The 21,216-nt window shown below is 63.6% G+C and carries 19 protein-coding genes and 2 tRNA genes; 5 read left to right on the top strand and 16 right to left on the bottom strand.

Annotation, left to right across the window (positions count from 1 at the left end; all coding sequences use genetic code 11):
* Position 1: 1 nt before the first annotated feature.
* A complete protein-coding gene (gene pknB, locus ACIP90_RS03465) occupies positions 2-1,969 on the top strand; it encodes a Stk1 family PASTA domain-containing Ser/Thr kinase (RefSeq protein WP_400576965.1) in 1,968 nt (655 codons plus the stop codon).
* 14 nt (positions 1,970-1,983) lie between these two features.
* Here the strand turns inward: pknB and ACIP90_RS03460 are convergent, their stop codons facing one another.
* Both ACIP90_RS03460 and ACIP90_RS03455 read right to left on the bottom strand, forming a co-directional pair.
* Positions 1,984-2,625 carry an aminodeoxychorismate/anthranilate synthase component II gene (locus ACIP90_RS03460; RefSeq protein ID WP_400576963.1) on the bottom strand — a complete coding sequence of 214 codons (642 nt, stop codon included), beginning with the start codon at positions 2,623-2,625 and terminating at the stop codon, positions 1,984-1,986.
* A 170-nt stretch (positions 2,626-2,795) separates the two neighbouring features.
* Positions 2,796-3,596 carry a class E sortase gene (locus ACIP90_RS03455; RefSeq protein WP_400576960.1) on the bottom strand — a complete coding sequence of 267 codons (801 nt, stop codon included), beginning with the start codon at positions 3,594-3,596 and terminating at the stop codon, positions 2,796-2,798.
* A gap of 175 nt (positions 3,597-3,771) precedes the next feature.
* Here ACIP90_RS03455 and ACIP90_RS03450 point away from each other — a divergent pair, with 175 nt between their 5' ends.
* Positions 3,772-4,026, top strand: coding sequence for a cell division protein CrgA (locus ACIP90_RS03450; protein WP_400576958.1), 255 nt, complete (start codon positions 3,772-3,774; stop codon positions 4,024-4,026).
* 16 nt (positions 4,027-4,042) lie between these two features.
* Entirely contained in the window at positions 4,043-4,639 is a 597-nt protein-coding gene (locus ACIP90_RS03445) for a DNA-3-methyladenine glycosylase I (protein ID WP_400576956.1), read from the top strand.
* Between the two features lie 185 nt (positions 4,640-4,824).
* Here the strand turns inward: ACIP90_RS03445 and ACIP90_RS03440 are convergent, their stop codons facing one another.
* The 3 genes from ACIP90_RS03440 to ACIP90_RS03430 form a co-directional block, all read right to left on the bottom strand.
* Positions 4,825-5,292, bottom strand: a complete 468-nt coding sequence (locus ACIP90_RS03440; protein WP_400576954.1) for a carboxymuconolactone decarboxylase family protein — start codon at positions 5,290-5,292, stop codon at positions 4,825-4,827.
* Positions 5,293-6,080: 788 nt separating this feature from the next.
* Positions 6,081-6,962 (bottom strand): rhomboid family intramembrane serine protease, encoded by an 882-nt coding sequence (locus tag ACIP90_RS03435; protein ID WP_400576953.1) that lies wholly within the window; start codon positions 6,960-6,962, stop codon positions 6,081-6,083.
* 8 nt (positions 6,963-6,970) lie between these two features.
* The gene (locus tag ACIP90_RS03430; protein ID WP_400576951.1) at positions 6,971-7,516 is read right to left on the bottom strand and encodes a peptidylprolyl isomerase; all 546 of its coding nucleotides are present in this window, start codon (positions 7,514-7,516) and stop codon (positions 6,971-6,973) included.
* A 156-nt stretch (positions 7,517-7,672) separates the two neighbouring features.
* On the opposite strand from ACIP90_RS03430, the gene ACIP90_RS03425 reads away from it, so the two are divergent.
* Positions 7,673-8,566, top strand: coding sequence for a hypothetical protein (locus ACIP90_RS03425; RefSeq protein WP_400576948.1), 894 nt, complete (start codon positions 7,673-7,675; stop codon positions 8,564-8,566).
* 158 nt (positions 8,567-8,724) lie between these two features.
* Positions 8,725-9,600 carry a glycosyltransferase gene (locus ACIP90_RS03420; RefSeq protein WP_400576946.1) on the top strand — a complete coding sequence of 292 codons (876 nt, stop codon included), beginning with the start codon at positions 8,725-8,727 and terminating at the stop codon, positions 9,598-9,600.
* A 34-nt stretch (positions 9,601-9,634) separates the two neighbouring features.
* On the opposite strand, the gene ACIP90_RS03415 is transcribed toward ACIP90_RS03420, so the two are convergent.
* The 11 genes from ACIP90_RS03415 to dnaN form a co-directional block, all read right to left on the bottom strand.
* Positions 9,635-10,558: a DMT family transporter gene (locus ACIP90_RS03415; RefSeq protein ID WP_400576943.1), complete on the bottom strand. Its 924-nt coding sequence runs from the start codon at positions 10,556-10,558 to the stop codon at positions 9,635-9,637.
* A 108-nt stretch (positions 10,559-10,666) separates the two neighbouring features.
* Positions 10,667-10,742, bottom strand: a tRNA-Ala gene (locus tag ACIP90_RS03410).
* Positions 10,743-10,813: 71 nt separating this feature from the next.
* Positions 10,814-10,930, bottom strand: coding sequence for a DLW-39 family protein (locus ACIP90_RS03405; protein WP_400576940.1), 117 nt, complete (start codon positions 10,928-10,930; stop codon positions 10,814-10,816).
* 58 nt (positions 10,931-10,988) lie between these two features.
* A tRNA-Ile gene (locus ACIP90_RS03400) sits at positions 10,989-11,062 on the bottom strand.
* 100 nt (positions 11,063-11,162) lie between these two features.
* Entirely contained in the window at positions 11,163-11,870 is a 708-nt protein-coding gene (locus ACIP90_RS03395; RefSeq protein ID WP_400576937.1) for a DUF3566 domain-containing protein, read from the bottom strand.
* Complete coding sequence (gene gyrA, locus ACIP90_RS03390) at positions 11,867-14,548, bottom strand: DNA gyrase subunit A (RefSeq protein WP_400576934.1); 2,682 nt, start codon at positions 14,546-14,548, stop codon at positions 11,867-11,869. Before gyrA ends, ACIP90_RS03395 begins: the two co-directional genes overlap by 4 nt.
* A 57-nt stretch (positions 14,549-14,605) precedes the next feature.
* Positions 14,606-16,702, bottom strand: a complete 2,097-nt coding sequence (gyrB, locus tag ACIP90_RS03385) for a DNA topoisomerase (ATP-hydrolyzing) subunit B (RefSeq protein ID WP_400576932.1) — start codon at positions 16,700-16,702, stop codon at positions 14,606-14,608.
* Positions 16,703-17,109: 407 nt separating this feature from the next.
* On the bottom strand, positions 17,110-17,664 hold the full coding sequence (locus tag ACIP90_RS03380) for a DUF721 domain-containing protein (RefSeq protein ID WP_400576930.1): 555 nt from the start codon (positions 17,662-17,664) through the stop codon (positions 17,110-17,112).
* Positions 17,661-18,869, bottom strand: a complete 1,209-nt coding sequence (recF, locus tag ACIP90_RS03375) for a DNA replication/repair protein RecF (RefSeq protein WP_400576928.1) — start codon at positions 18,867-18,869, stop codon at positions 17,661-17,663. Before recF ends, ACIP90_RS03380 begins: the two co-directional genes overlap by 4 nt.
* 57 nt (positions 18,870-18,926) lie before the next feature.
* Positions 18,927-19,811, bottom strand: coding sequence for a phosphogluconate dehydrogenase (NAD(+)-dependent, decarboxylating) (gene gnd / locus ACIP90_RS03370; RefSeq protein WP_400576926.1), 885 nt, complete (start codon positions 19,809-19,811; stop codon positions 18,927-18,929).
* A 45-nt stretch (positions 19,812-19,856) separates the two neighbouring features.
* Complete coding sequence (gene dnaN, locus ACIP90_RS03365) at positions 19,857-20,981, bottom strand: DNA polymerase III subunit beta (RefSeq protein WP_400576923.1); 1,125 nt, start codon at positions 20,979-20,981, stop codon at positions 19,857-19,859.
* Positions 20,982-21,216: the final 235 nt, after the last annotated feature.

The following is a 21,216-nucleotide window of genomic DNA, read 5'->3' as shown; positions in this document are numbered from 1 at the left end:
AGTGACTACGCCGCCACGATCGCCGTCGCACCGGGAGGACCGCATCCCGGTGACGGCCCAGCGCATCCTCAACGGACGCTATGAGCTCGGTGAGCTCATAGGCCGGGGAGGCATGGCCGATGTACACCGCGGCACCGACACCCGGCTGGGGCGCACAGTGGCCATCAAGCTGCTGCGTCCGGACCTGGCACGTGATCCGCAGTTCCAGGCCCGGTTCAAACGTGAGGCGCAGGCTGTTGCAGCCCTGAACCACCCGTCCATCGTGGCGATCTACGACACCGGTGACCACGCTCTGCCGGAGGACGCCCACGACCATATCCGGGTGCCGTACATCGTGATGGAATTCGTGGACGGGGAAACCCTGCGGGACCTCATCAGGGCGAAGGGCATCACCATCAGCCAGGCCGTCAGCTACACACTGGGGGTCCTGTCCGCGCTCGAGTACAGCCACAAGGCCGGCATCGTGCACCGGGACATCAAACCGGCGAACGTGATGTTCTGCAGGAACTCAAGCATGGTGAAGGTCATGGACTTCGGCATCGCCCGTGCTATGGCAGACTCCGCCGCGACTATGACGCAGACGCAGGCCGTCGTGGGCACTGCCCAGTATCTGTCGCCGGAGCAGGCCCGCGGAGAGACCGTGGATGCCCGCAGCGATCTGTACTCCGCGGCGTGCCTGCTGTACGAAATGCTGACCGGCCGCCCGCCGTTTATCGGTGAGAGCCCGGTTTCCGTGGCGTACCAGCACGTGCGCGAGATTCCCGAACCTGCCAGCAGCCTCAACCCAGATGTTTCCGCAGCCCTGGACAGCGTCCTGGCGAAGGCACTCCAGAAAAACCGGGTAGACCGGTTCCAGGATGCCGCGGCATTCAGGCGTGCGCTGCGCGCCGCACAAAACGGTGTGCCCGTGCCCGGGGTGTCCGCCAGCGAGGCGCCGACGGACCCGAACGACCACGTCCCGCAGCTCCATCGCCCGCCTGCCACGGAAGCCTTCTTCATGACAGGCGCCAGCTTCCTGGACGATGCCCCGGGCGGCAGGCTCCGTCCTGCCCATGAGCCGGCCGGCACCGAGTCCGTTCTGCCTGCGGAGGCCGCCGCGATGTATGAGACGGCCGAACAGGAGGACCTTCCCCTGGGTCTCCCGCGGGAGAGGGAGCGCACGCGCGTACAGAAGTCCCGCCGTCGGGCGTGGATCGCCACGTTTGTCATTTTTACACTGCTCGTGCTCGCAGGCGGCGGGCTCTGGCTGTACAACACCATGAACCAGCCGCCGGCGGAGCCGGTGAAGGTTGCCGTGCCCTCGGTGGAAGCCCGCACAGAATCAGAAGCCCTGCAGGTGCTCTACGACGCCAAGCTGCGGCCCCAAATCCAGCGCGTCCAGCACGACACCGTCGCCAAGGGGACAGCCATCGGAACTGTGCCCGGGGCCGGATCATTTCTCACTCTGGATTCGGAAGTGACGCTCAACGTTTCGGCCGGGCCAAGCGCCGTCAAGATCCCTGAAGCGTTGCCCGGCCGGACGGAAGCGGCGGCCCGTGACATCCTGAGACAGGTCGGACTGGTGGGAGCGCCGTCCACCACCATGGCCAACAGCCCAACGGTTCCGGGCGGCCTGGTGATCACCACCAAGCCCGCTCCGGGCCAGCAGGTTGCGGTGGGAAGCACCGTGGAGATCATCATTTCCACAGGCAAGGTGCCCGTGCCCGAACTCCGGGGCATGACACGCGCCGAGGCTGAGGCCGCCCTGAAGCGGCTGCATCTGCCGGTTGTCGTCAGTGAAGTGGAGAATTCCCAAGTGGCTCCGGGCAAGGTGACAGGCCAAAGCGATCCCCTGAACACCCTCGTGGAACAGGGAAAAACCATCACCATCACCGTGGCCAAGGCGCCGGCACCAAAGCCGACGCCGACCCCGACCCCAACTTCCACTCCCAAGCCGACTGCCTCGCCCAGCGCCTCCGCCAAACGGTAGTGCCGGATGGGCGGCTAGTGCTGGATGAGCGGGCTGAGCTTAGCCGCGCGTTCGGCCGCGCCCTTCATGCCGAGTGACTCAAGCCAGTTGCCCAGCATCTGGTAGCCGCCCTCGGTGAGGACTGATTCCGGGTGGAACTGGACTCCACACAGCGGCGCTGTGCGGTGCTGCAGGCCCATGACCACGCCGCTGGCTGTTTCCGCCGTGATCTCGAGAACGTCCGGAATGGACTCGCGCACAGCTGCCAGCGAGTGATAGCGCGTTGCGGTAACGGGGGAGGGCAGGCCAGCGAACACGCTGACGCCCTCATGCCGGACCAGCGACGTCTTGCCGTGCATCAGTTCAGGGGCATGCGTCACAATGCCGCCGTAAGCCTCGGCGAGAGCCTGATGACCCAGACAGACGCCGAACATGGGCTTCCGGCTGTCTCCGCACCACTTGATCAGTTCAATGCAGACGCCGGCCTCGGACGGCGAGCCCGGACCGGGCGAAATGAGTATGCCGTCGCGCGTTTCAGCCATTTCGATCGCTTCGGCGAGCGTGACGTCGTCGTTGCGGACCACTGTGGTTTCGGCGCCCAGTTCCTGGAGGTAGCCCACCAGGGTGTAGACGAAGCTGTCGTAGTTATCCACGACGAGGATCTTGGTTGTGCTCATGGTTTACTTGCCGCGCCAATCGTTGAGTCGGTGAATTGTGTGAACTGTGACATCCAGGGGAACAGGAACTCGACCATCAGGAACACTGTCCCAACAATCAGCGCCGCCGAGGTGAGGATGCGAAGCCAGAGCGGACCGGGGAGGTGCCGGAATATCCAACCGTACAAGTCTCAGCCTTCCCCTCGGGCCCGTGCCACCTGGGCCGCAATTTCCGGCGGCGGCCCCGCGGACACCGGCTGCCAGTGGTCCAGCACGGAATAGGCAATGATCCGCTCCTGCGAACCAAAGCGGGGGTTGCAACTGGTCATGGTCAGGAATCTTTCGGTCGGCCTGGCACCGGGCCGCGAGGGCACCGGGAGCAGGACGTCAGCGTTAGAGGGCATCACGATCCGGTTGTTCCGGAAAACGTACACGTAGTAGCCGTCCCTGGTCTGGACGTAGATTTTGTCTCCGGGAACGAGGGTGTGGATATTGTCCAGCACGGCCCCGTGCGTCTGGCGGTGTCCGGCCACCGCGAAGTTCCCTACCGCGCCCGGCATGGCGGTGCTTCCGTAGTGGCCCAGGCCAAGGGTGTCCAGCACATCGGGGCTGGTTCCTTCAACGATGGGGCGCGTGTAGTTCTCGCCAAACCTGGGGATGTACATGATGCCGATGGTGCCGCCGTGGCCGGGTGCCTGGGCCACCGGAGGAGTTCCATAGTCAGGTGTCCCCGACGCTGCCGCCGAAGCTCCCGGGCTGGGCGCGGGCGCGGGAACCACCGGTCCGCCCAGTTCCCGGGCAAAGTCCTTGACCACCTCGCCCTGCCTGGCATCGGACGCGACGTTGGTCCACCACAGTTGCCAGGCGACGAAGAGCAGGAGCACAATGCCGGCCGTTATCAGCAGCTCACCCATGACCTGGACAGCCCTTCGCAGGATTACGACGCCGGAAACCGGCGCGGCAGGGGGTCTGACCTTCTCCTGCAGTACCACGCGATCTCCTCCAAGGCGGGTGCGGTGGGCGATGGTGTGGGCTGAAGTACAGCTAGAATTGGCTGCTAGTAAGACTTCAGACTTGACCAGGAGCGCGCAGACCGCCGGCAATATTCCTGCTAGCAGGATATCAAGCCGGCACGCCGTTCTTGATTCAGCCCGCCAAGGAGGACATGTGCCCGAGTCAAAGCCCCGTAAGAAGACTGCCCGCGCGTCCGAATCCGTCTCCGCGACGCAGGCGTACAAGCCCAACCCCGTGTGGTTCAAGCCTGTCATGTTCGGGCTCATGATCATCGGTCTCCTCTGGATCATTACCTTTTACATCAGCGAGGGAACACTACCCGTGGGTACCTGGGGCTCATGGAACATCGTTGCCGGGTTCGGCATTGCGATTGCTGGCTTCCTCATGACCACGCGCTGGCGTTCCTGACGGCCGTCCAGCTGCCATGACCCCGGACGGCATCATCATCGGCGACGACGGGCTCGCCCGTCCGGTATGGGCCTCTGCCGATCCCCTCATGCGGGAGTACTACGACACCGAATGGGGACTTCCTGTCCGGGACGAACAGGGATTATACGAACGCATCAGCCTGGAGGCGTTTCAGGCCGGGCTGTCTTGGGCCACAATCCTCCGCAAGAGGCCGGCCTTCCGTGCGGCCTTCGCCAACTTCCATCCCGATACTGTGGCGGCCTTCACGGAGGCCGACGTCGAGAGGCTGCTCCAGGACCCCGGCATTGTGCGGAACCGGCTGAAGATCCGGGCCGCCATTACGAATGCCAAGGCTACGATTGCCCTCCGCGACGAGGGCGGGCTCGTGGATTTTGTGTGGAACTTTCAGCCCGCATCCACTCCTGCACCTGTGACCTACGCGGATGTGCCCACCACGTCGCCTGAGTCCATTGCACTCTCGAAAGCACTCCGGAAAAAGGGTTTCGCCTTCGTAGGGCCGACCACGATGTTTGCCCTCATGGAGGCTATCGGCATGGTGGACACCCATCTCATCGACAGCCACCGCCGCGGAACGTCCGGCGTCTGGCACTGACGGCCCCGCTTCCGGCGTCCCACTCCCTGTCCACAGATGTTGGTAAGGATATCCACAGTGTTGATAAAGCCGGAGCCGGTTCCGGGCTCAAGAGCGGCTCAAGGCCTCTAGCGCGGCCCTTCCTTCACGAAAAGACCTGCTCAAGTTATTAACAACTGTGGAAAGTCTGTGGATAATGCGACACCCTAGTCTCTTTGCCGCCGGACAGGGTGCTGGCTGGTGATCGAAACCCGGTTGAACGCGTTCATCGTGATGGCCAGCCAACTGACCGCGGAATACTGCTCAGCTGTCAGGTGATCGCGCGCATAGGCTTCCTCCGCTTCGCGGGTTCGCGCATCAGGGAGGTTTGTGATGCTCTCGGCAAGTGCCAAGGCCGCCCTCTCAGTACCGTCAAAGAGCTCGGTGTCGCGCCATGCGGGGAGAACAGCCAGCCGCTGGCTGGATTCGCCACCCTTAAGGGCGTCCGACACGTGCATGTCCAGACAGTACGCGCAGCCGTTGAGCTGCGAGGTGCGGACGTACAGCAGTTCGATGAGCTTAGGATCCAGCCCGGCCTCAATCGCCGCTTCCCGCACCTTGAGTCCCAGGCCGTTGAGGGCACGCCATGATGCGGGATGGTGTTTGTCCAAGAAGATATGTTCAGTAGTGCTCACGGCGTACTCCTCGATGAATAAGCCCGCCGGAAGCCACCGGCGGACAGTAGCGCTGGCTGGCGGATAGTCCGAGACTACACGCGGCCTGGAGCGGCAGGCGGCACATTGGCCCACCTGCCCGCCACAGTCATATGCCCCCCGGTGATGGTAAATCTGAGGTGAACCCGTGGGGCTTATCCACTTAACAACAGTCGTGTACCCACAAGTTATCCACAGATGGGGATAACCTGTGGGGAAGAGTCTCCCAAATCGCCGCCATGTAGGCTTCAGGACCGTCTCCCGTCCTTGAATTACACGGCTGTAAGTTATTAACAAATGTGCATAACCCTGTTGAGAATAGGAGCGCGGGCCTGCTTCGCCCGCGTCAGGAGACTATTGGTTCCGCTGGTTTTCCGGGGATTTCCGGCAATCCGGTGAGTTTGTTGCCGGGCCATCGGCCCATGTAAGGTCACGCCCCTCCGGGAGCCCTAAAGTTGTCCACTTCCCCACAGGGAGCCCCCACAGGGTTATCCACAGGTGTGGACCCAACTGTCGACAAAGTAGGGGAAAGCGCGCCACGACGGGGAATTCAAGACGCCAAGTAGGGAACTACACGTGTGTAAGTTACTCACACTGTGGATAAGTCCTGTGGAAAACGTAAGCGCTAAGACTCTGGCCACCGATCCAGGAGGTTATGGGTGCAGGACAGGGCGCATCCCGAGCTGGAAGGTTACGGGAAGCAGGCCGCGAGCTTTGGTCGGCTAGGTAGATGCAGACAGGGAGCTGCAAGGGAAGCGGTGAGGAAACCGTCAGCCGGCGATCATGCGGGACCAGGACGCGAGGGCCAGCAGCGCCAGAACAGCGGCCAGACCGGCAAACTGCAGAAGGTGCTGGCGCGGGCCGCGGGGGACGTAAGCGATCGCGGCGGCGCACAGGGCACCTGTGACGAGGCCGCCGAGATGGGCCTGCCAAGCGATCTGGGGCACCAGGAATCCGATGACGCCGTTGATGGCAATGAGCACCCAGAGTTGCTTGGTCTCACCGCCTCTGTGACGCTGCACTACCAGCATGGCACCGAAGAGCCCGAAAATTGCGCCCGAGGCGCCCACCACTCCCGTGAGGGGTTGGCCGGGGATGTAGCCGGGAGTCAGGAGGAGGTAGCCGACGGAGCCGCCGATCGCGGACAGGATATAGACGGCGAGGAAGCGGACGCGTCCGAGGAGCGGCTCCAGCGCTTGGCCGAACATCCATAGCATGTACATGTTCAGCACGATGTGGAGGATGAAGCCCTGCGAGTGCAGGAACGCCGACGTCAGCATGCGCCATGGTTCGAACACCCCGTACTCGGGGGTGGCATAGACGGTTGCGAAGGCCAGGTTCTGATAGACCTCGTCGCCGGGGATCAGCCACTGCAGGACGTACAGCACCGCACACAGGGCGATGATCGCGAACGTCACCATTGGCTTGCCCGTCGCCACGGCGCCGCCGTAGACGGTCCGGACTGCCGGCGTCGTACGTTTTGTTTCATTGACGCAGTCAATGCATTGGAATCCGACGGCGGCCGCCCGCTGGCATTCGGGGCATGCGGGACGCCCGCAGCGCTGGCACCTCACGTAGGAGGGCCTGTCCGGGTGCCGGGGGCACACGGGAACCTGCGCGGACGGCTCGACCGACGGAATTCCGTAACTCATGGTGTGGGTTAGAGCTGCTCGATATCGATGCTGTTGATCGTTACATCTTCGACCGGCCGGTCGCCCATGCCGGTGCGGACGCCTTCGATGGCGTCGACGACCTTGCGGGATTCCTCGTCAGCCACTTCACCGAAGATGCTGTGCTTGCCCTGCAGCCAGTCGGTGGGGATGGTGGTGATGAAGAACTGGGAACCGTTGGTTCCCTTGCCCATCTGGATGCCGGCGTTGGCCATGGCGAGCTTGTAGGGGGCGTTGAAGCTCAATTCGGGGTGGATCTCGTCGTCGAAGCGGTAACCCGGTCCGCCGGTGCCGCGGCCCAGGGGATCGCCGGCCTGGATCATGAAGTCCTTGATGATGCGGTGGAAGATGGTGCCGTTGTACAGCGGCGTGCCGGTCTTTTCCTCGCCGGTCTCCGGGTGCGTCCAGGTCTGTTCGCCTGTGGCCAATCCAATGAAGTTCTTGACAGTCTTCGGCGCGTGGTTGCCGAAGAGGTTCACGACGATGTCGCCGAGGCTTGTGTGGATGGTTGCTTTTGCAGTTGCTGTGGCAGTCATACGGTCATTCTTTCACGGAGGGTCAACGCCGCACGGGGCAGCAAAGGCAGTTCCGCGCTGGGTGAAATCCGTCCGCAATCCCCGGGAACGATAGCAGCACCGGTCATCCTGCACGTAGGCTAACAACAGAACCGTCACATTAATCGGGAGGTAGTTGTGAAGAAATCGGATCGTATTGCCCGCGAACTGGAGTTGTCGGTCAGTTCCGCAGTAGAGAACGCAAAAGACCGGGTGGAAGCCGCAGTGGACTGGGCTGTGCCCCGGCTGCAGCATGGCATCGACACCGCTTCCCCCAAGATCCAGGACGGGCTCAAGACAGCGGCCCACAACCTGGCTGACGGAGTTGCCACGGTGACGCCGCGCATCCAGGACGGACTGGCGCAGCTGGCACCCAAGATCCACGACGCCGTCGACGGTGCAACGCCAAGGCTGCATGAGGCCTTGGACAGGGCCACGCCCGTGATTACCCAGGCCCGGGACCGTGTGGTCGTGGAATACCTGCCGCGGCTCTCCGACCAAATCGGCACGGCGTCGGAAGTGGTCCACCGGACGCTGGAAAACGCTCCGGCCCGTGTCGACGCCGTGGCACAAAAGCTCGGCGACGTCGGCATCCTCCACTCCCTTCAGGAACAGGCGCAGGTTGCCGGGAAGCAGCTGATCCAGCCGGAAAAGCCGAAGAAGCGCGGGCTGCTGATTGTTGGAGTGATCGCGGCTGCCGTGGCTGCCGGCGTTGCTGCCTGGAAGGCGTCCAAGCCGGTCGAGGATCCGTGGAAGACCCCGGCGCCCGTTACTCCGGCGCCGTCCACCCCTGCCGCTGAGACACCGTCTCCCGTGCCGGCCGCAGCGGTCAATGAGCCCGCCACGGCGCAGGCCACGCCAGTGGCGGATGTAAGCGCCGAGGACACCGACGCAGGGTCGGCGGACAAGGCCAAGCATGTTGCCGGGGATTCCGACGCCGACACCGGCACGGTCGCCGCTGACGCAAAGACCGCCGTGAAGAACATTGCAGCCAACATCGAAAACGGCGCCAGCAAGCCGGCTGACAGGTAAACAGCATCGTCCACGCCCAAGGGGCGTGCACCTGGAGGGGTCCCGCCTGACTGGCGGGGCCCCTCCTTTCTTCTGCCGCGCATCTTTTCCGGGCATGTCTTCGCGGGGCGCGGTCACAGGGCAGGGGAAGAAAATCGATCGGTGCTAAATTTGAGGTGATGTCAGCCGATAGATCCTTTGAGGATGCCTCGCATGACGCTCCGCAGCTGCCGGGCGTATCAATCGTCATACCGGCATACAACGAGGAAAGCGTCATCCGGCAGTGCCTGATCGCCGCTGTCTACCAGTCGGTTCCGGCGCACGAGATCATCGTCGTGGACAACATGTCCAAGGACCGTACGGCGGACATCGTCCGGCAAATGCAGCAGGAGTATCCCGAGAGCCCCATCATCCTGCTGAGCCAGGACAGCGAACAGGGCCTCATCCCCACGCGCAACTTCGGTCTTGACCACGCAACCGGAGATATCCTCGGCCGCATAGATGCCGATTCAGTGGTGGAACCTGACTGGGTGGAACAGGTCCAGAAGGCCTTTGCGGACCCGTCCACGCAGGCAGCCACCGGGCCTGTGGTCTATTACGACATGCCCATGCGCCGATTTGGCCTCAAAGCTGACGACAAAATGCGGCAGCTGATGCTGAAACTGGCCAAGCACCAGTACCACTTCCTTTTCGGATCCAACATGGCGCTCCGTCGCGGGGCATGGGAGATCATCCGGGACGAAGCCTGCCGGGATGAGAAGGATGAGATGCATGAGGACATTGACCTGTCCCTGCACCTCGCAGAGCATGATCTGAAGATCCAGTACTGGCCGCAAATGGTTTCAGGCATGTCCGCCCGGCGGCTCGAAGACTCACCCCGCGATTACCGCTATTACGTCACGCGCTTCGACCGCACGTATAAGGCACACAACGTGAAGAAGATGGCCCTTAAAGCGCCCATGGTGGTCTTCTTCTCGGTCTACTTTCCCGCCAAGCTGCTCCGCGCCATCCACACCGTCAACACCAGCCAGCCCGTCCGCCGCGGCGGCCAGTAGCAGCGGGCCGGGCGGGCCGCGCGGGAGGCTGGCCTCAGTCTGTCCCCAGCTCCGCCAGAGGCCGTTCTGCCGGCGGTTTTCCGCGCCCGGCTTTGCCGCCGCGCTGCCCTGCCACGACGACGGCGAGCCCCACCAGGATCAGTGCCAAGCCACCGTACGTCCCCGCTGGCAGCGTTTCCTCCAGGAAGATGGCAGCGAGCAGCGCCGCTCCCGGAATCTCCAGCAGGATGATCATGGAGACGAGCAGCGGACTCATGGTCGCCAGCAGGTGGTTGAAGGCGGTGTGCCCGATCAGCTGTGCGCACACGGTGATGGCTATGATGCCCATCCACCCGGCCGCCTCGAACCCCGCGAGCGGCTGGTTGGCAAAGAGAGCCATCACCCCCACGAGTGCCGCGCACATTCCGTAGCACAGCGTTGTGTAGGTTCCCGTTGTCATGCTCTGCCGGGCCCTGCCCCCTGCCAGGGTGTAGATGCCTGCCAGGAGGCCTCCAGCCACGGCCAGCAGGTCGCCCAGCAGTGCTTCGGGCGATGTTCCCATGTCAAAGCCGGTGATGGCTACGACGCCGCCGAACGCGGTGCCCAGACCGGCGAGGACCTGCCACCGGTGCTTCACGCCGCGGAACAGCTGTATGACGGCGATCCAGGCGGACTGCAGGCAGACAAGCGCCGTGGCGGCGGCGACGGAGGTCAGCTGCAGGGAGGTGATAAAGCAGGCGAAATGCAGTGCCAGTGCGAAGGCCGCCACGAGCGACCAGCGGAACTCCCGTCCGGTGACTCGCCCGAACTGCGCCGGTTCCCTGACCAGCGTGGGAGCTGCCATGACGGCGGCTCCGATCGCATTGCGCCAGAAGGCAATGGCCAGGGCAGTCACAGTAGTGGAACCGAGGGTCGCCGCGATGAGCGGTCCGGAGGAAGCCACGCCGAGGACGCCCAGGGCGGCAAGGAAAAAGGTCACGGATCCAGCGTAGTGTGCTGCTGCGGCTGGTCTGGAGTACCCAACGCCCCCGGATTGGGACGGACTTAAAACAAAAGTCCCGGCCAACTCTGGCCGGGACTTTCCTTATGGTGGAGGCACGGGGACTCGAACCCCGAACCCCCTGCTTGCAAAGCAGGTGCGCTACCAATTGCGCCATGCCCCCATAAGAAGCAACCCGTCAATCATACCCTAGTTCGGAAGGCTGTCTGACCAGCCGGCCTGCGGGTATCCGGGCTATTCAACTGTGTCGGTTGAATCGCTCCAGACTGTTTTCCGGGCTTCGGATTCCTGCACTTTCCTGTAGAGCAGGACGCCTGCGATCGCAGCTGCAACTGCCAGCAACTTCTTCACACGCACCCCGTTCCGGTCAGTTTTACCCGATCCTTTACTTGAACCTGTGCAGGTTCCGTGGGCGTACCAGGACTTGAACCTGGGACCTCTTCGTTATCAGCGAAGCGCTCTAACCGCCTGAGCTATACGCCCCGATGCCTCATCGGGCCGAGACATGACTCTACAGCACATCCCGGCCCGATCTCAAATCGAGGCATTCCGTGGTCCTACATCCGCGGAATCACGGGGATTTTCAGTCGTCCGTCAGGGTGACGCCGATGCCGCCCACGAGGGTGGCGGAGATGTTGTACAGGACGGCTGAGAGCATGGACAGGGCCGTCAACAGCACCACGTTGACCACGGCAATGATGGTGGCAAAGGACGCCACCTGGCCGAGGGAAGCAACCTTCTTCAATTCGAATCCGCCGCCTTCGGAGCCTGCGAGCGTGCCGAGCAGGCTGTCCACCTGGTCGAAGATGCCGGTCAGGTCCAGCACGGTCCAGAGCACGATGGCCGCCACCACGGTGACGATCCCAAGGGCCACGGAGAGCAGGAAGGCCATCTTCAGGACGGACCAGGGGTCCACCTTGCTGACCAGCAGGCGCGCACGGCGGACCTTGGCCTTCGGCGCCGGCTTGACGAGTCCGGGGGCGCCTTGGCCTGGACGCTGGCCGGGAACGGCGGGCCGCTGGCCAGGCATCTGGGGACGTTGCCCCTGGGCTGGCCCTTGGCCCGGACGCTGGCCGGGAGCGGCTGGGCGCTGCCCCGGGCCGGGCTGTGCCGGTGCTTGTCGGGGAGCTGCCTGGCCGGGAGCGGCGGGCGGCTGTCCCGGAAGCCCCGACGCCGAGCCCGGGCTCTGAGCGGGACGCACCGGGGCGTTCACTCGTGGAGCGGCCGCCGGCTGCCGCATCCCGCCGCTACCGCTACTGCTCGGCTTGGGAAATGAGTCGGAATTACTCACTCGTTACCTCCGGTGTTGTCTTCGTTCAGCTCGGCATCGTTGTCCGCACCCTGGGATGCTCCGGGCACTGCCGACTCTGCCTCTGCTGTTTCTGCCTCTGCGGACCCGTGTGCTGATCCGGTATCTTCAGCCAACGTTACGTCATCCTCCGGAGATTCCTCTCCCTCGAGTCCGCGTTCGCTGTTCCGCGCCACCTCAATGATGCGGTCGTTCTTGTCAGGTTTCGCGAAGATGACGCCCATGGTGTCGCGGCCCTTGGCGGGAACCCCCGCCACGGCCGAACGGACAACCTTGCCGCCCTCCATGACCACCAGGACTTCGTCCTCTTCCTGGACTATGAGGGCACCAACCAGGTCGCCGCGTTCCTCGGCAAGCTTGGCGACCTTGATGCCCAGCCCGCCGCGACCCTGCAATCGGTACTCCTCGACGGCGGTCCGCTTGGCGTAACCGCCCTCCGTGACGATGAAGACGTACGAACCGTCGGTCACCACATTCGCGGCGAGAAGCTCGTCGTCCTCACGGAACTTCATCCCCGTCACACCGGAGGTGGCACGGCCCATCGGACGCAGCGCGTCATCCGTGGCGGTGAAGCGGATGGACTGACCCTTGCGGGAGACCAACATGAGATCGTCTGTTTCGGAGACGAGCTGTGCGGAGACGAGTTCATCCCCGTCACGCAGGTTGATCGCGATGACGCCAGCGGACCGGTTGGTGTCGTAGTCTTCCAGCCGGGTCTTCTTGACGAGGCCCCGTTTGGTGGCCAACACCAGGTACGGCGCGTGCTGGTAGTCCTTCAGATCCAGGACCTGGGCGATGTGCTCGTCAGGCTGGAACGCCAGCAGGTTGGCAACATGCTGGCCCTTCGAATCACGGCTGCCTTCGGCAAGCTCGTACGCCTTGGCGCGGTAGACTCGGCCCAGGTTGGTGAAGAAGAGCAGCCAGTGGTGCGTCGTGGTGACGAAGAAGTGTTCCACGACATCATCGCCGCGCAGCTGGGCGCCCCTGATGCCTTTGCCGCCACGCTGCTGGGAGCGGTAGTTGTCGCTCCGGGTCCGTTTGACGTAGCCGCCACGGGTAATGGTGACCACCATTTCCTCTTCAGGAATGAGGTCTTCCATGGACATGTCGGTGTCGTATCCCATGAGGATCTTGGTGCGGCGGTCATCGCCGTGCTTCGCCACGATTTCCGCAAGCTCGTTGCTGATGATTTCGCGCTGGCGTTCTTCCGAAGCCAGGATCGCGTTGTACTCAGCGATCAGCGCTTCGAGTTCAGCGTGGCGGTCCTGGATCTTCTGGCGTTCCAGCGCTGCGAGACGGCGCAGCTGCATGTCCAGGATGGCCCGGGCCTGTAGCTCGTCGATGTCCAGGAGTTGCATCAGCCCGTCACGTGCGGCCTCAGTGGTGCTGGAGGCACGGATCAGCGCAATGACCTCGTCCAGCATGTCCAGCGCCTTCAAGAGGGCGCGCAGGATATGCGCTTCCTCTTCGGCCTTGCGCAGCCGGTAGCGCGTGCGGCGTGCAATGACGTCCAACTGGTGTGTGACCCAATGGCGGATGAAGGCGTCAAGGCTTAGCGTCCGCGGCACGCCGTCCACGATGGCCAGCATGTTGGCGCCAAAGTTTTCCTGCAGCTGCGTGTGCTTGTAAAGGTTGTTCAGCACCACCTTCGCCACGGCGTCACGCTTCAGGACGATAACCAGGCGCTGGCCCGTGCGTCCGGAGGTTTCGTCGCGGAGGTCGGCGATTCCCTGGACCTTGCCGTCCTTGACCAATTCGGCGATTTTGATCGCCAGGTTGTCCGGGTTGGCCTGGTAGGGCAGTTCGGTGACCACCAGGCACGTACGTCCCTGGAGTTCCTCGACATTGACCACGGCACGCATCGTGATGGAACCGCGGCCCGTACGGTAAGCATCTTCGATGCCCTTGTGTCCGAGGATCGTCGCCCCAGTGGGGAAATCGGGTCCCTTGATGCGGAGCAGCAGCTCTTCCAGCAGCTGTTCCCGGCTGGCGGTGGGGTTGGCCAGGTACCACTGCACGCCGTCGGCCACCTCGCGGAGGTTGTGCGGCGGAATGTTGGTGGCCATGCCGACGGCGATCCCCGAGGAGCCGTTGACCAGCAGGTTCGGGAACCGTGCCGGGAGAATCGTGGGTTCCTGGTTCTTGCCGTCGTAGTTGTCCTGGAAGTCGACGGTTTCCTCGTCGATGTCCCGCACCATTTCCATGGCGAGAGGCGCCATTTTGGTTTCGGTATAACGCGGTGCCGCTGCACCGTCGTTGCCGGGAGAACCGAAGTTGCCCTGTCCCAGTGCCAGCGGGTAGCGCATGGTCCAGTCTTGGATCAGGCGGACCAGGGCATCGTAAATGGCCGTATCACCGTGCGGGTGGTACTGGCCCATGACTTCACCCACGACGCGCGCGCACTTGTTGAAGGAGCGGTCCGGGCGGTAGCCGCCGTCGAACATGGCGTACAGCACGCGGCGGTGCACGGGCTTAAGCCCGTCCCGGACATCCGGCAGTGCACGGCCCACGATCACAGCCATGGCGTAGTCGAGGTAGGACCGCTGCATCTCGGTCTGGAGGTCCACCTGCTCCACGCGGTCGATCAGCAGGTCCCCCTCCAGCACTACCTCGGGGGTTTCCGCGGAGTCCGAAGGAACCTCAGGGGTTTCGTCACTCATAGTCTATGTTTCCGTTTCAGGTATATGTCGGTTCAGGAATATCAGCGCAAACTGGCACTAGATATCAAGGAACCGGACGTCCTTGGCGTTCTGCTGGATGAAGTTCCGGCGGGATTCGACGTCCTCGCCCATCAGCACGGTGAAGATTTGGTCTGCGGCGGCCGCGTCCTCCATGGTGACCTGGAGCAGTGTCCGGTTATCCGGGTCCATGGTGGTGTCCCACAGCTCCGTGTAGTCCATCTCGCCCAGACCCTTGTAGCGCTGGATGCCATTGTCCTTGGGGATGCGGCGGCCAGCGGCCTGCCCGGCCACCAGCCTGGCGTCGCGTTCGCGGTCGCTGTAGACGTAGTCGTGCGGCGCATTGGACCACTTGATCCGGTAAAGGGGCGGCTGCGCCAGGTACACATAGCCGTTTTCAATCAACGGGCGCATGTAGCGGAAGAGCAGCGTCATGAGGAGCGTGGTGATGTGCTGGCCGTCAACGTCGGCATCGGCCATCAGGACGATCTTGTGGTACCGCAGCTTGGCGAGGTCGAAGTCCTCCCCGATGCCCGTGCCAAACGCCGTGATCATCGACTGGACCTCGTTGTTGCCCAGGGCCTTGTCCAGCCGGGCCCGTTCGACGTTTAGGATCTTGCCCCGCAGGGGCAGGATGGCCTGCGTTTCCGGGTTCCGCCCGCGCTTGGCCGAACCGCCGGCGGAGTCACCCTCCACGATGTACACCTCGCACTTCGACGGGTCCTTGGAGGAGCAGTCCGAGAGCTTGCCCGGCATACCGAAGGACTCCAGCGGGCTCTTGCGGCGTGCATTGTCCCGTGCCTTGCGTGCGGCCATGCGCGCCTGGGCTGCTGAAATGGCCTTCCGGATAACGTCCCGAGCAGGGCCGGGGTTGCGTTCCAGCCAGTCTCCCAGCTGGTCGGTAACCACGCGCTGGACGAAACCCTTGACCTCGGAGTTTCCCAGCTTGGTCTTGGTCTGGCCCTCGAACTGCGGCTCGGCGAGCTTCACCGAAATGACGGCGGTGAGGCCCTCCCGGATGTCATCACCGGTGAGGTTCTCTTCCTTTTCCTTGATGATGCTCTTCTCCCGCGCGTAGCGGTTAATAAGAGACGTCATCGCAGCCCGGAACCCCTCCTCGTGGGTACCGCCCTCATGGGTGTTGATGGTGTTGGCATAGGTGTGAACGCTCTCGGAGTACGCACTGGTCCATTGCATGGCCATCTCCACCGCGATGCGACGTTCCGTGTCCTCGGTCTCGAAGGCGATGACGTCCTCGTGGACCACATCCACTTTCTTGCCCGAGTTCAGGTGCTTGACGTAGTCCAGCAGGCCGTCGTTGTACTGGTAAACCACCGTGCGGTGGTCCGCATTGACTTCGCCCTCGGTGGCCACGGCGTCGAGGTCGAGGTCCTCGTCGTCACCGGCAACAGCGGCGGCACGCTCGTCCGTGAGTGTGATGCGCAGGCCTTTGTTGAGGAAAGCCATCTGCTGGAAGCGTGCGCGCAAAGTTTCGAAATCGAATTCCACCGACTCGAAAATGCTCTCGTCCGGGTAGAACGTCTGAGTGGTGCCGGTGGTGTCTGTTTCCTCGCCCTTGACCAGGCTGCCCTGGGGCTTGCCTCCATCGGCAAACGACATGCGCCAAACGTGGCCCTGCCGGCGCACCTCGGTTTCCACCCTGCTGGAGAGCGCGTTGACAACAGAGATACCCACGCCGTGGAGGCCGCCGGAAACAGCGTATCCGCCGCCGCCGAACTTGCCGCCGGCGTGCAGGATGGTCATGACCACTTCAACAGTGGGCTTGCCCTCGGTGGGATGGATGTCCACCGGAATGCCTCGGCCGTCGTCCGAAACTCTTACGCCGCCATCGGCCTGAAGAACAATTTCAATATGGGTGCAGTAACCGGCCAGAGCCTCATCGACGGAGTTGTCCACCACCTCGTACACGAGGTGGTGCAATCCGCGCAGGCCCGTGGAACCGATATACATGCCGGGCCGTTTGCGCACGGCCTCCAGGCCCTCAAGTACCGTGATGTCGCTGGCACCGTACTCCCGCGGGGTCACCCCTTCAGGGGTCACCGCGTCCACCGGTGTATCAGGCGTCCGGGCATCCTCCAGGATGGTTTCCACTGCCTCTGCATTGTCGTTAGCCACGGGCGCTCTCGACTCCTCTGTATTTGATGATGGCCGGCCGATGCCGTCTCCCTAGGGAAAGGCTTCCGCCAACAGGCACGTCACTGATAGCGCCGGCTACTCAATCGACTCGCGGAACCGTCTTCCGCTCGCTGGGAAAGCGTCGGAAAACGGACTCAGTCAACGTTTCACCGGCGCCCAGTTATCTACAGCGATTCTATCGTGAAACAGGGCTGATTCCCGCATTCCAGGGCCGCGAACGGCGGTCAGTGTGCCTCTCGCTGGCCATTGGCCCCGCCTGCAAGGCTCCCGAGGTACCGTCTTCAGGTTCCTATACGGGTCTCGACGGTTTGAACGGCCTACACGCCGTTTGAGCATATTTCAAGAGATCCGTCGGCAGGCTGGTGCCCGAAGGCCCCGGCCGGTGCCTACCCGTACGTATCCCGGGGCCCGCGGCCGTTGACGGCACGGCCGCCCTTCCGCCAACTGGGAGCTGCCGGCCCCAACACCTGGATGCTCGTAACCACGCCGTCGCCGAGTTCGACCCGGAACTTTTCCAGCAGGCTGATGCTCAGCAGGCGAAGCTGGGTGGCCCAGGCCGTGGAATCACAACGCACATGCAGTGTGGTGTCGGTGAAGCTCTCGGGAGTGCAGTGGGCCGCAATTTCGGGGCCGACAAGGGTGGCCCATTCGGCCATGACGGATCCCACGGCCACGGGGGAGGTCCAACCGCGTTCGGCAACAAGCCGTCCCACGACTTTTCCCAGCCCGAGCGGATCACGCCCGGTGGCGTGGAACTGGCTGAAGCCGCGGGTGCTCCGCCCAGAGGTACGCTGCTTTTGAGTGCTGCCCGCACGGGGCGCGGCGCGCCGCACTTCGCCGCGGGCGGCCGCGGCGTCGCGCATGCGGTTCAACGCAGCCTGTGCGGCATCGATTTCGTCAGGGTCGCGGCCCGGCTGGAGGCCTCCGCCGGTGCTATTCATCGAGATTCCGCATCATCGATTCCTCCCGGGATGACCTTCACCCGCCGCCCAGCCAGTTCCTCAGGAATATCAGCATCGACGGCGGCCGTCACCAGGACCTGTTCGGCACCGGAGACTATTGCGGCCAGTTTACGCCGCCGCTGCACATCAAGCTCGGCAAAAACATCGTCGAGGATCAGGATGGGTGCCGAACCGCCGGTGCGTGCGTCATCGAGCATGACGTAGTAAGAGGCCAGGCGCAGGGAAAGGCACATCGACCAGGTTTCGCCGTGCGAGGCATAGCCCTTCGCCGGTGCCTGGCCGAGGACAAGCTCCAGTTCGTCGCGATGGGGACCGACCAGCGAAATGCCGCGTTCAAGTTCCCTGCGGCGGGACGCCGCGAAGGCCCTCACATAGCGTTCGGTGAGCTCGTCCACGGAAAGCAGCCGCAGGTCCTCCACCTGATCTCCGTCCTGGGAAGGTTCGCTGCCCGCACCGGCCGGCGCGCCGTCGTCGTCCATTAAAGTCTGAAGCGTTGACCGGTACGCGGCACCTGCCTCCTTGGACCCGTCCGTCAGCTGGGCGTAGGCATTGCTGAGGTGGGGTCGCAGCCGCTCCACGAGCTCCAGGCGCGCGTGCAGCAGTTCCGCTCCGGCGCGGGCCATGTGCTGGTCCCAGGCATCCAGGGTTGCTTCATGGCCTGCAGTGAATTTACCTGTCCGGGCCGATTTCAGAAGGGCATTTCGCTGTTTCAGGACGCGGTCATAGTCACTTCTCGTGGCGGCGTGCCGCGGGATCAGGCTGACGAGCAGCTCGTCCAGGAAGCGCCTTCGGTTCGACGGATCTCCCTTGACGAGGGCAAGGTCCTCAGGCGCGAACAGGACTGTGTGGCAGATGCCCAGCAGATCCCGTGCGCGGACCGGGTTGCTGCGATTTATGCGGCCGCGGTTGGCCCGGCCGCTGTTGATCTCGAGTTCCAGCACGGTGGACTGTTCTCCGCGGACCAGTTTTGCCCGGATCAGGGCGCGGTCCGCACCGAAGCGAAGGAGCGGACCGTCGGCGCTGACACGGTGCGAACTCAGGGTCGAAAGATAACCGACAGCCTCCATCAGGTTGGTCTTGCCGATCCCGTTGGAGCCGACCAGGACCGTCACGCCGGGCTCCAAGCGGAGGTCCACCTGGGCATAGCTGCGGAAGTCGGTCAGGGACAAGTGTTCTAGGTACACGCGTTCTTCAGGATTCTCGGGACTCTCGTCCGGGACCCGCAGGTCCCGGTGCGGATGCTACTTGGCCGGACGGGTGGAGTGCCCGCCGAACTGGTGGCGCAGGGCGGACACCATTTTCATGGCCGGCGAGTTGTCCTCGCGGGAGGAGAAGCGGGCGAAGAGCGCGGCCGTGATGGCGGGCGCCGGAACCGCGTTGGCGATGGCTTCCTCCACTGTCCAGCGTCCTTCGCCGGAGTCCTCGACGTAATCATCGATTGAGGCCAGTCCCGGATCCTCGTCCAGCGCTTTCACCATCAGGTCAAGCAGCCAGGAGCGGACGACCGTTCCCTTCTGCCAGGCGCGGAAGGTACCTGGAAGATCGGTGACGATCTCCTTGGCAGCGAGCAGCTCATAGCCTTCCGCATAGGCCTGCATGAGACCGTACTCGATGCCATTGTGGACCATTTTGGCATAGTGGCCTGCGCCCACGCCGCCCACATGGACGAAGCTGTCCGCCCGGTCACCTTCGGGGCGGAGGGCATCAAACACGGGCAGGGCGCGCTGGATATCCTCGGCCGATCCGCCGGCCATGAGGCCATAGCCGTTCTGGAGTCCCCAGACCCCGCCGGATACCCCGCAGTCCACGAAGCGGATTCCCTTCTCGGCCAGGGCAGCGCCGTGCTTCTGGTCCTCCGTGAAGCGGGAGTTGCCGCCATCGATAACGAGGTCACCAGGCTGGAGCTTGCTGCCAAGTTCAGTAATCACCGCGTCAGTGATTTCACCGGCGGGGACCATGACCCAGACCAGCCGGGGCGCCGGCAGGGTGGCAATGAGCTCATCCACCGAGGAAACATCCGTCACTTCCGGATTGCGGTCAAGGCCCGTAACTTCGATGCCTCCCTTGCGCAACCGTTCCCGCATGTTGAAACCCATTTTTCCAAGGCCGATCAGTCCGATGTGCACGGTGAACTCTTTTCTGCGCTGGGGAGGTGGCGGGCCGGGCCGGATCTAGTTGGGGAGGCGGACAGGCATCACGAGGTAGCGGTAGTCATCCTGGTCTTCGCCGTCCGCGTCTGCCTGCGCCGTGATCATGGCCGGTTTCGGCGCGGTGGTGAAGGAAAAGCGGACAAACTTTGTTTCGATGACGCTCAGGCCCTCTACGAGGTAGTGCGGATTGAACGCCACTGTGATGTCGTCGCCGGACAGCTGAGCTTCGAGCTCTTCGGATGCCTGCGCGTCTTCGCCGGTGCCGGCGTCGAGGTGGAGCTGGCCCTGCGTGAAGGCCAGGCGCACAGGGGTGTTCCGTTCGGCAACGAGTGACACACGACGGACCGCTTCGACGAGCTCCTGGGTCTGCACGGTTGCATGAATCGGAGTCGAGTCCGGAAACAGAGAGCGGATCTTGGGGTAGTCGCCGTCGACGAGAAGGGACGTTGTGGTGCGTCCGCCGCTTTCAAACCCGATGAGCCGGGAGTCGTCGTCGGCGATTGCGAGGCTGATGTCTCCGCTGCCGCCGAGGGTTTTTGCCACCTCGTTAAGGGTCTTCGCTTTGACGAGCGCACTGGTGGAAATGCCCGGGTTAACGGGCTTCCACGGCACTTCACGCATGGCGAGGCGGTAACGGTCCGTGGCCAGAAGCGTGATGAGGTCGTCCTCGATTTCCATCCTGACGCCCGTGAGGATGGGGAGCGTGTCGTCCTTGCTGGCAGCAATGATCACCTGGGACACGGCTTGGGAGAAGGAGTCTCCGGCCACAGTGCCACTGATCGTGGGCAGTGCGGGCAGCGGCGGATATTCGGCCTCAGGCATGGTGGCGAGGTGGAAACTGCTTCGGCGGCAGGTGAGTGTCACCTTGCTGCCTTCCGTTTCGATATCCACCGGGGCGGACGGAAGGCTGCGGCAGATGTCGGCGAGCAGCCGGCCGGAGACAAGGATGGTGCCTTCATCCGTGATGTCAGCCGGAATCTCAAGCCTGGCCGATGTCTCGTAGTCGAAGCTGGAGAGGCTCACCGTTCCTGCTTCGGCCTTGAGCAGCAGGCCCGAAAGGACGGGTACTGGCGGCCGCGGAGACAACGATCGGGCTGTCCATGTGACGGCTTCTGCCAGGACGTCCCGTTCGACTCGAAACTTCACGGAAGGGTGCCGCCTTTCATTGCTGCTGCCAGTTGCTACGGGGAACTCCCACAGGGAGTTCACAAACCTGTGCCCCCAGACCCCTGAACCTGCATGGTCCGCGCCTGCTGAATCACAGGAAGACCCAAGGATGGGAGCGCTGCTGACAGCTTAGCCCGAAGATCGGGGAAATCCCCATCCCCGCCGGCGGGACGGTCCGTTCCTGGCCCCGGCCAGGGCTGCCGGGTGGGCAGGG

Source organism: Arthrobacter sp. NPDC093139 (genome assembly GCF_044754165.1).
Taxonomy (GTDB): domain Bacteria; phylum Actinomycetota; class Actinomycetes; order Actinomycetales; family Micrococcaceae; genus Arthrobacter.
This window is presented reverse-complemented; position numbering and strand designations above follow the sequence as displayed.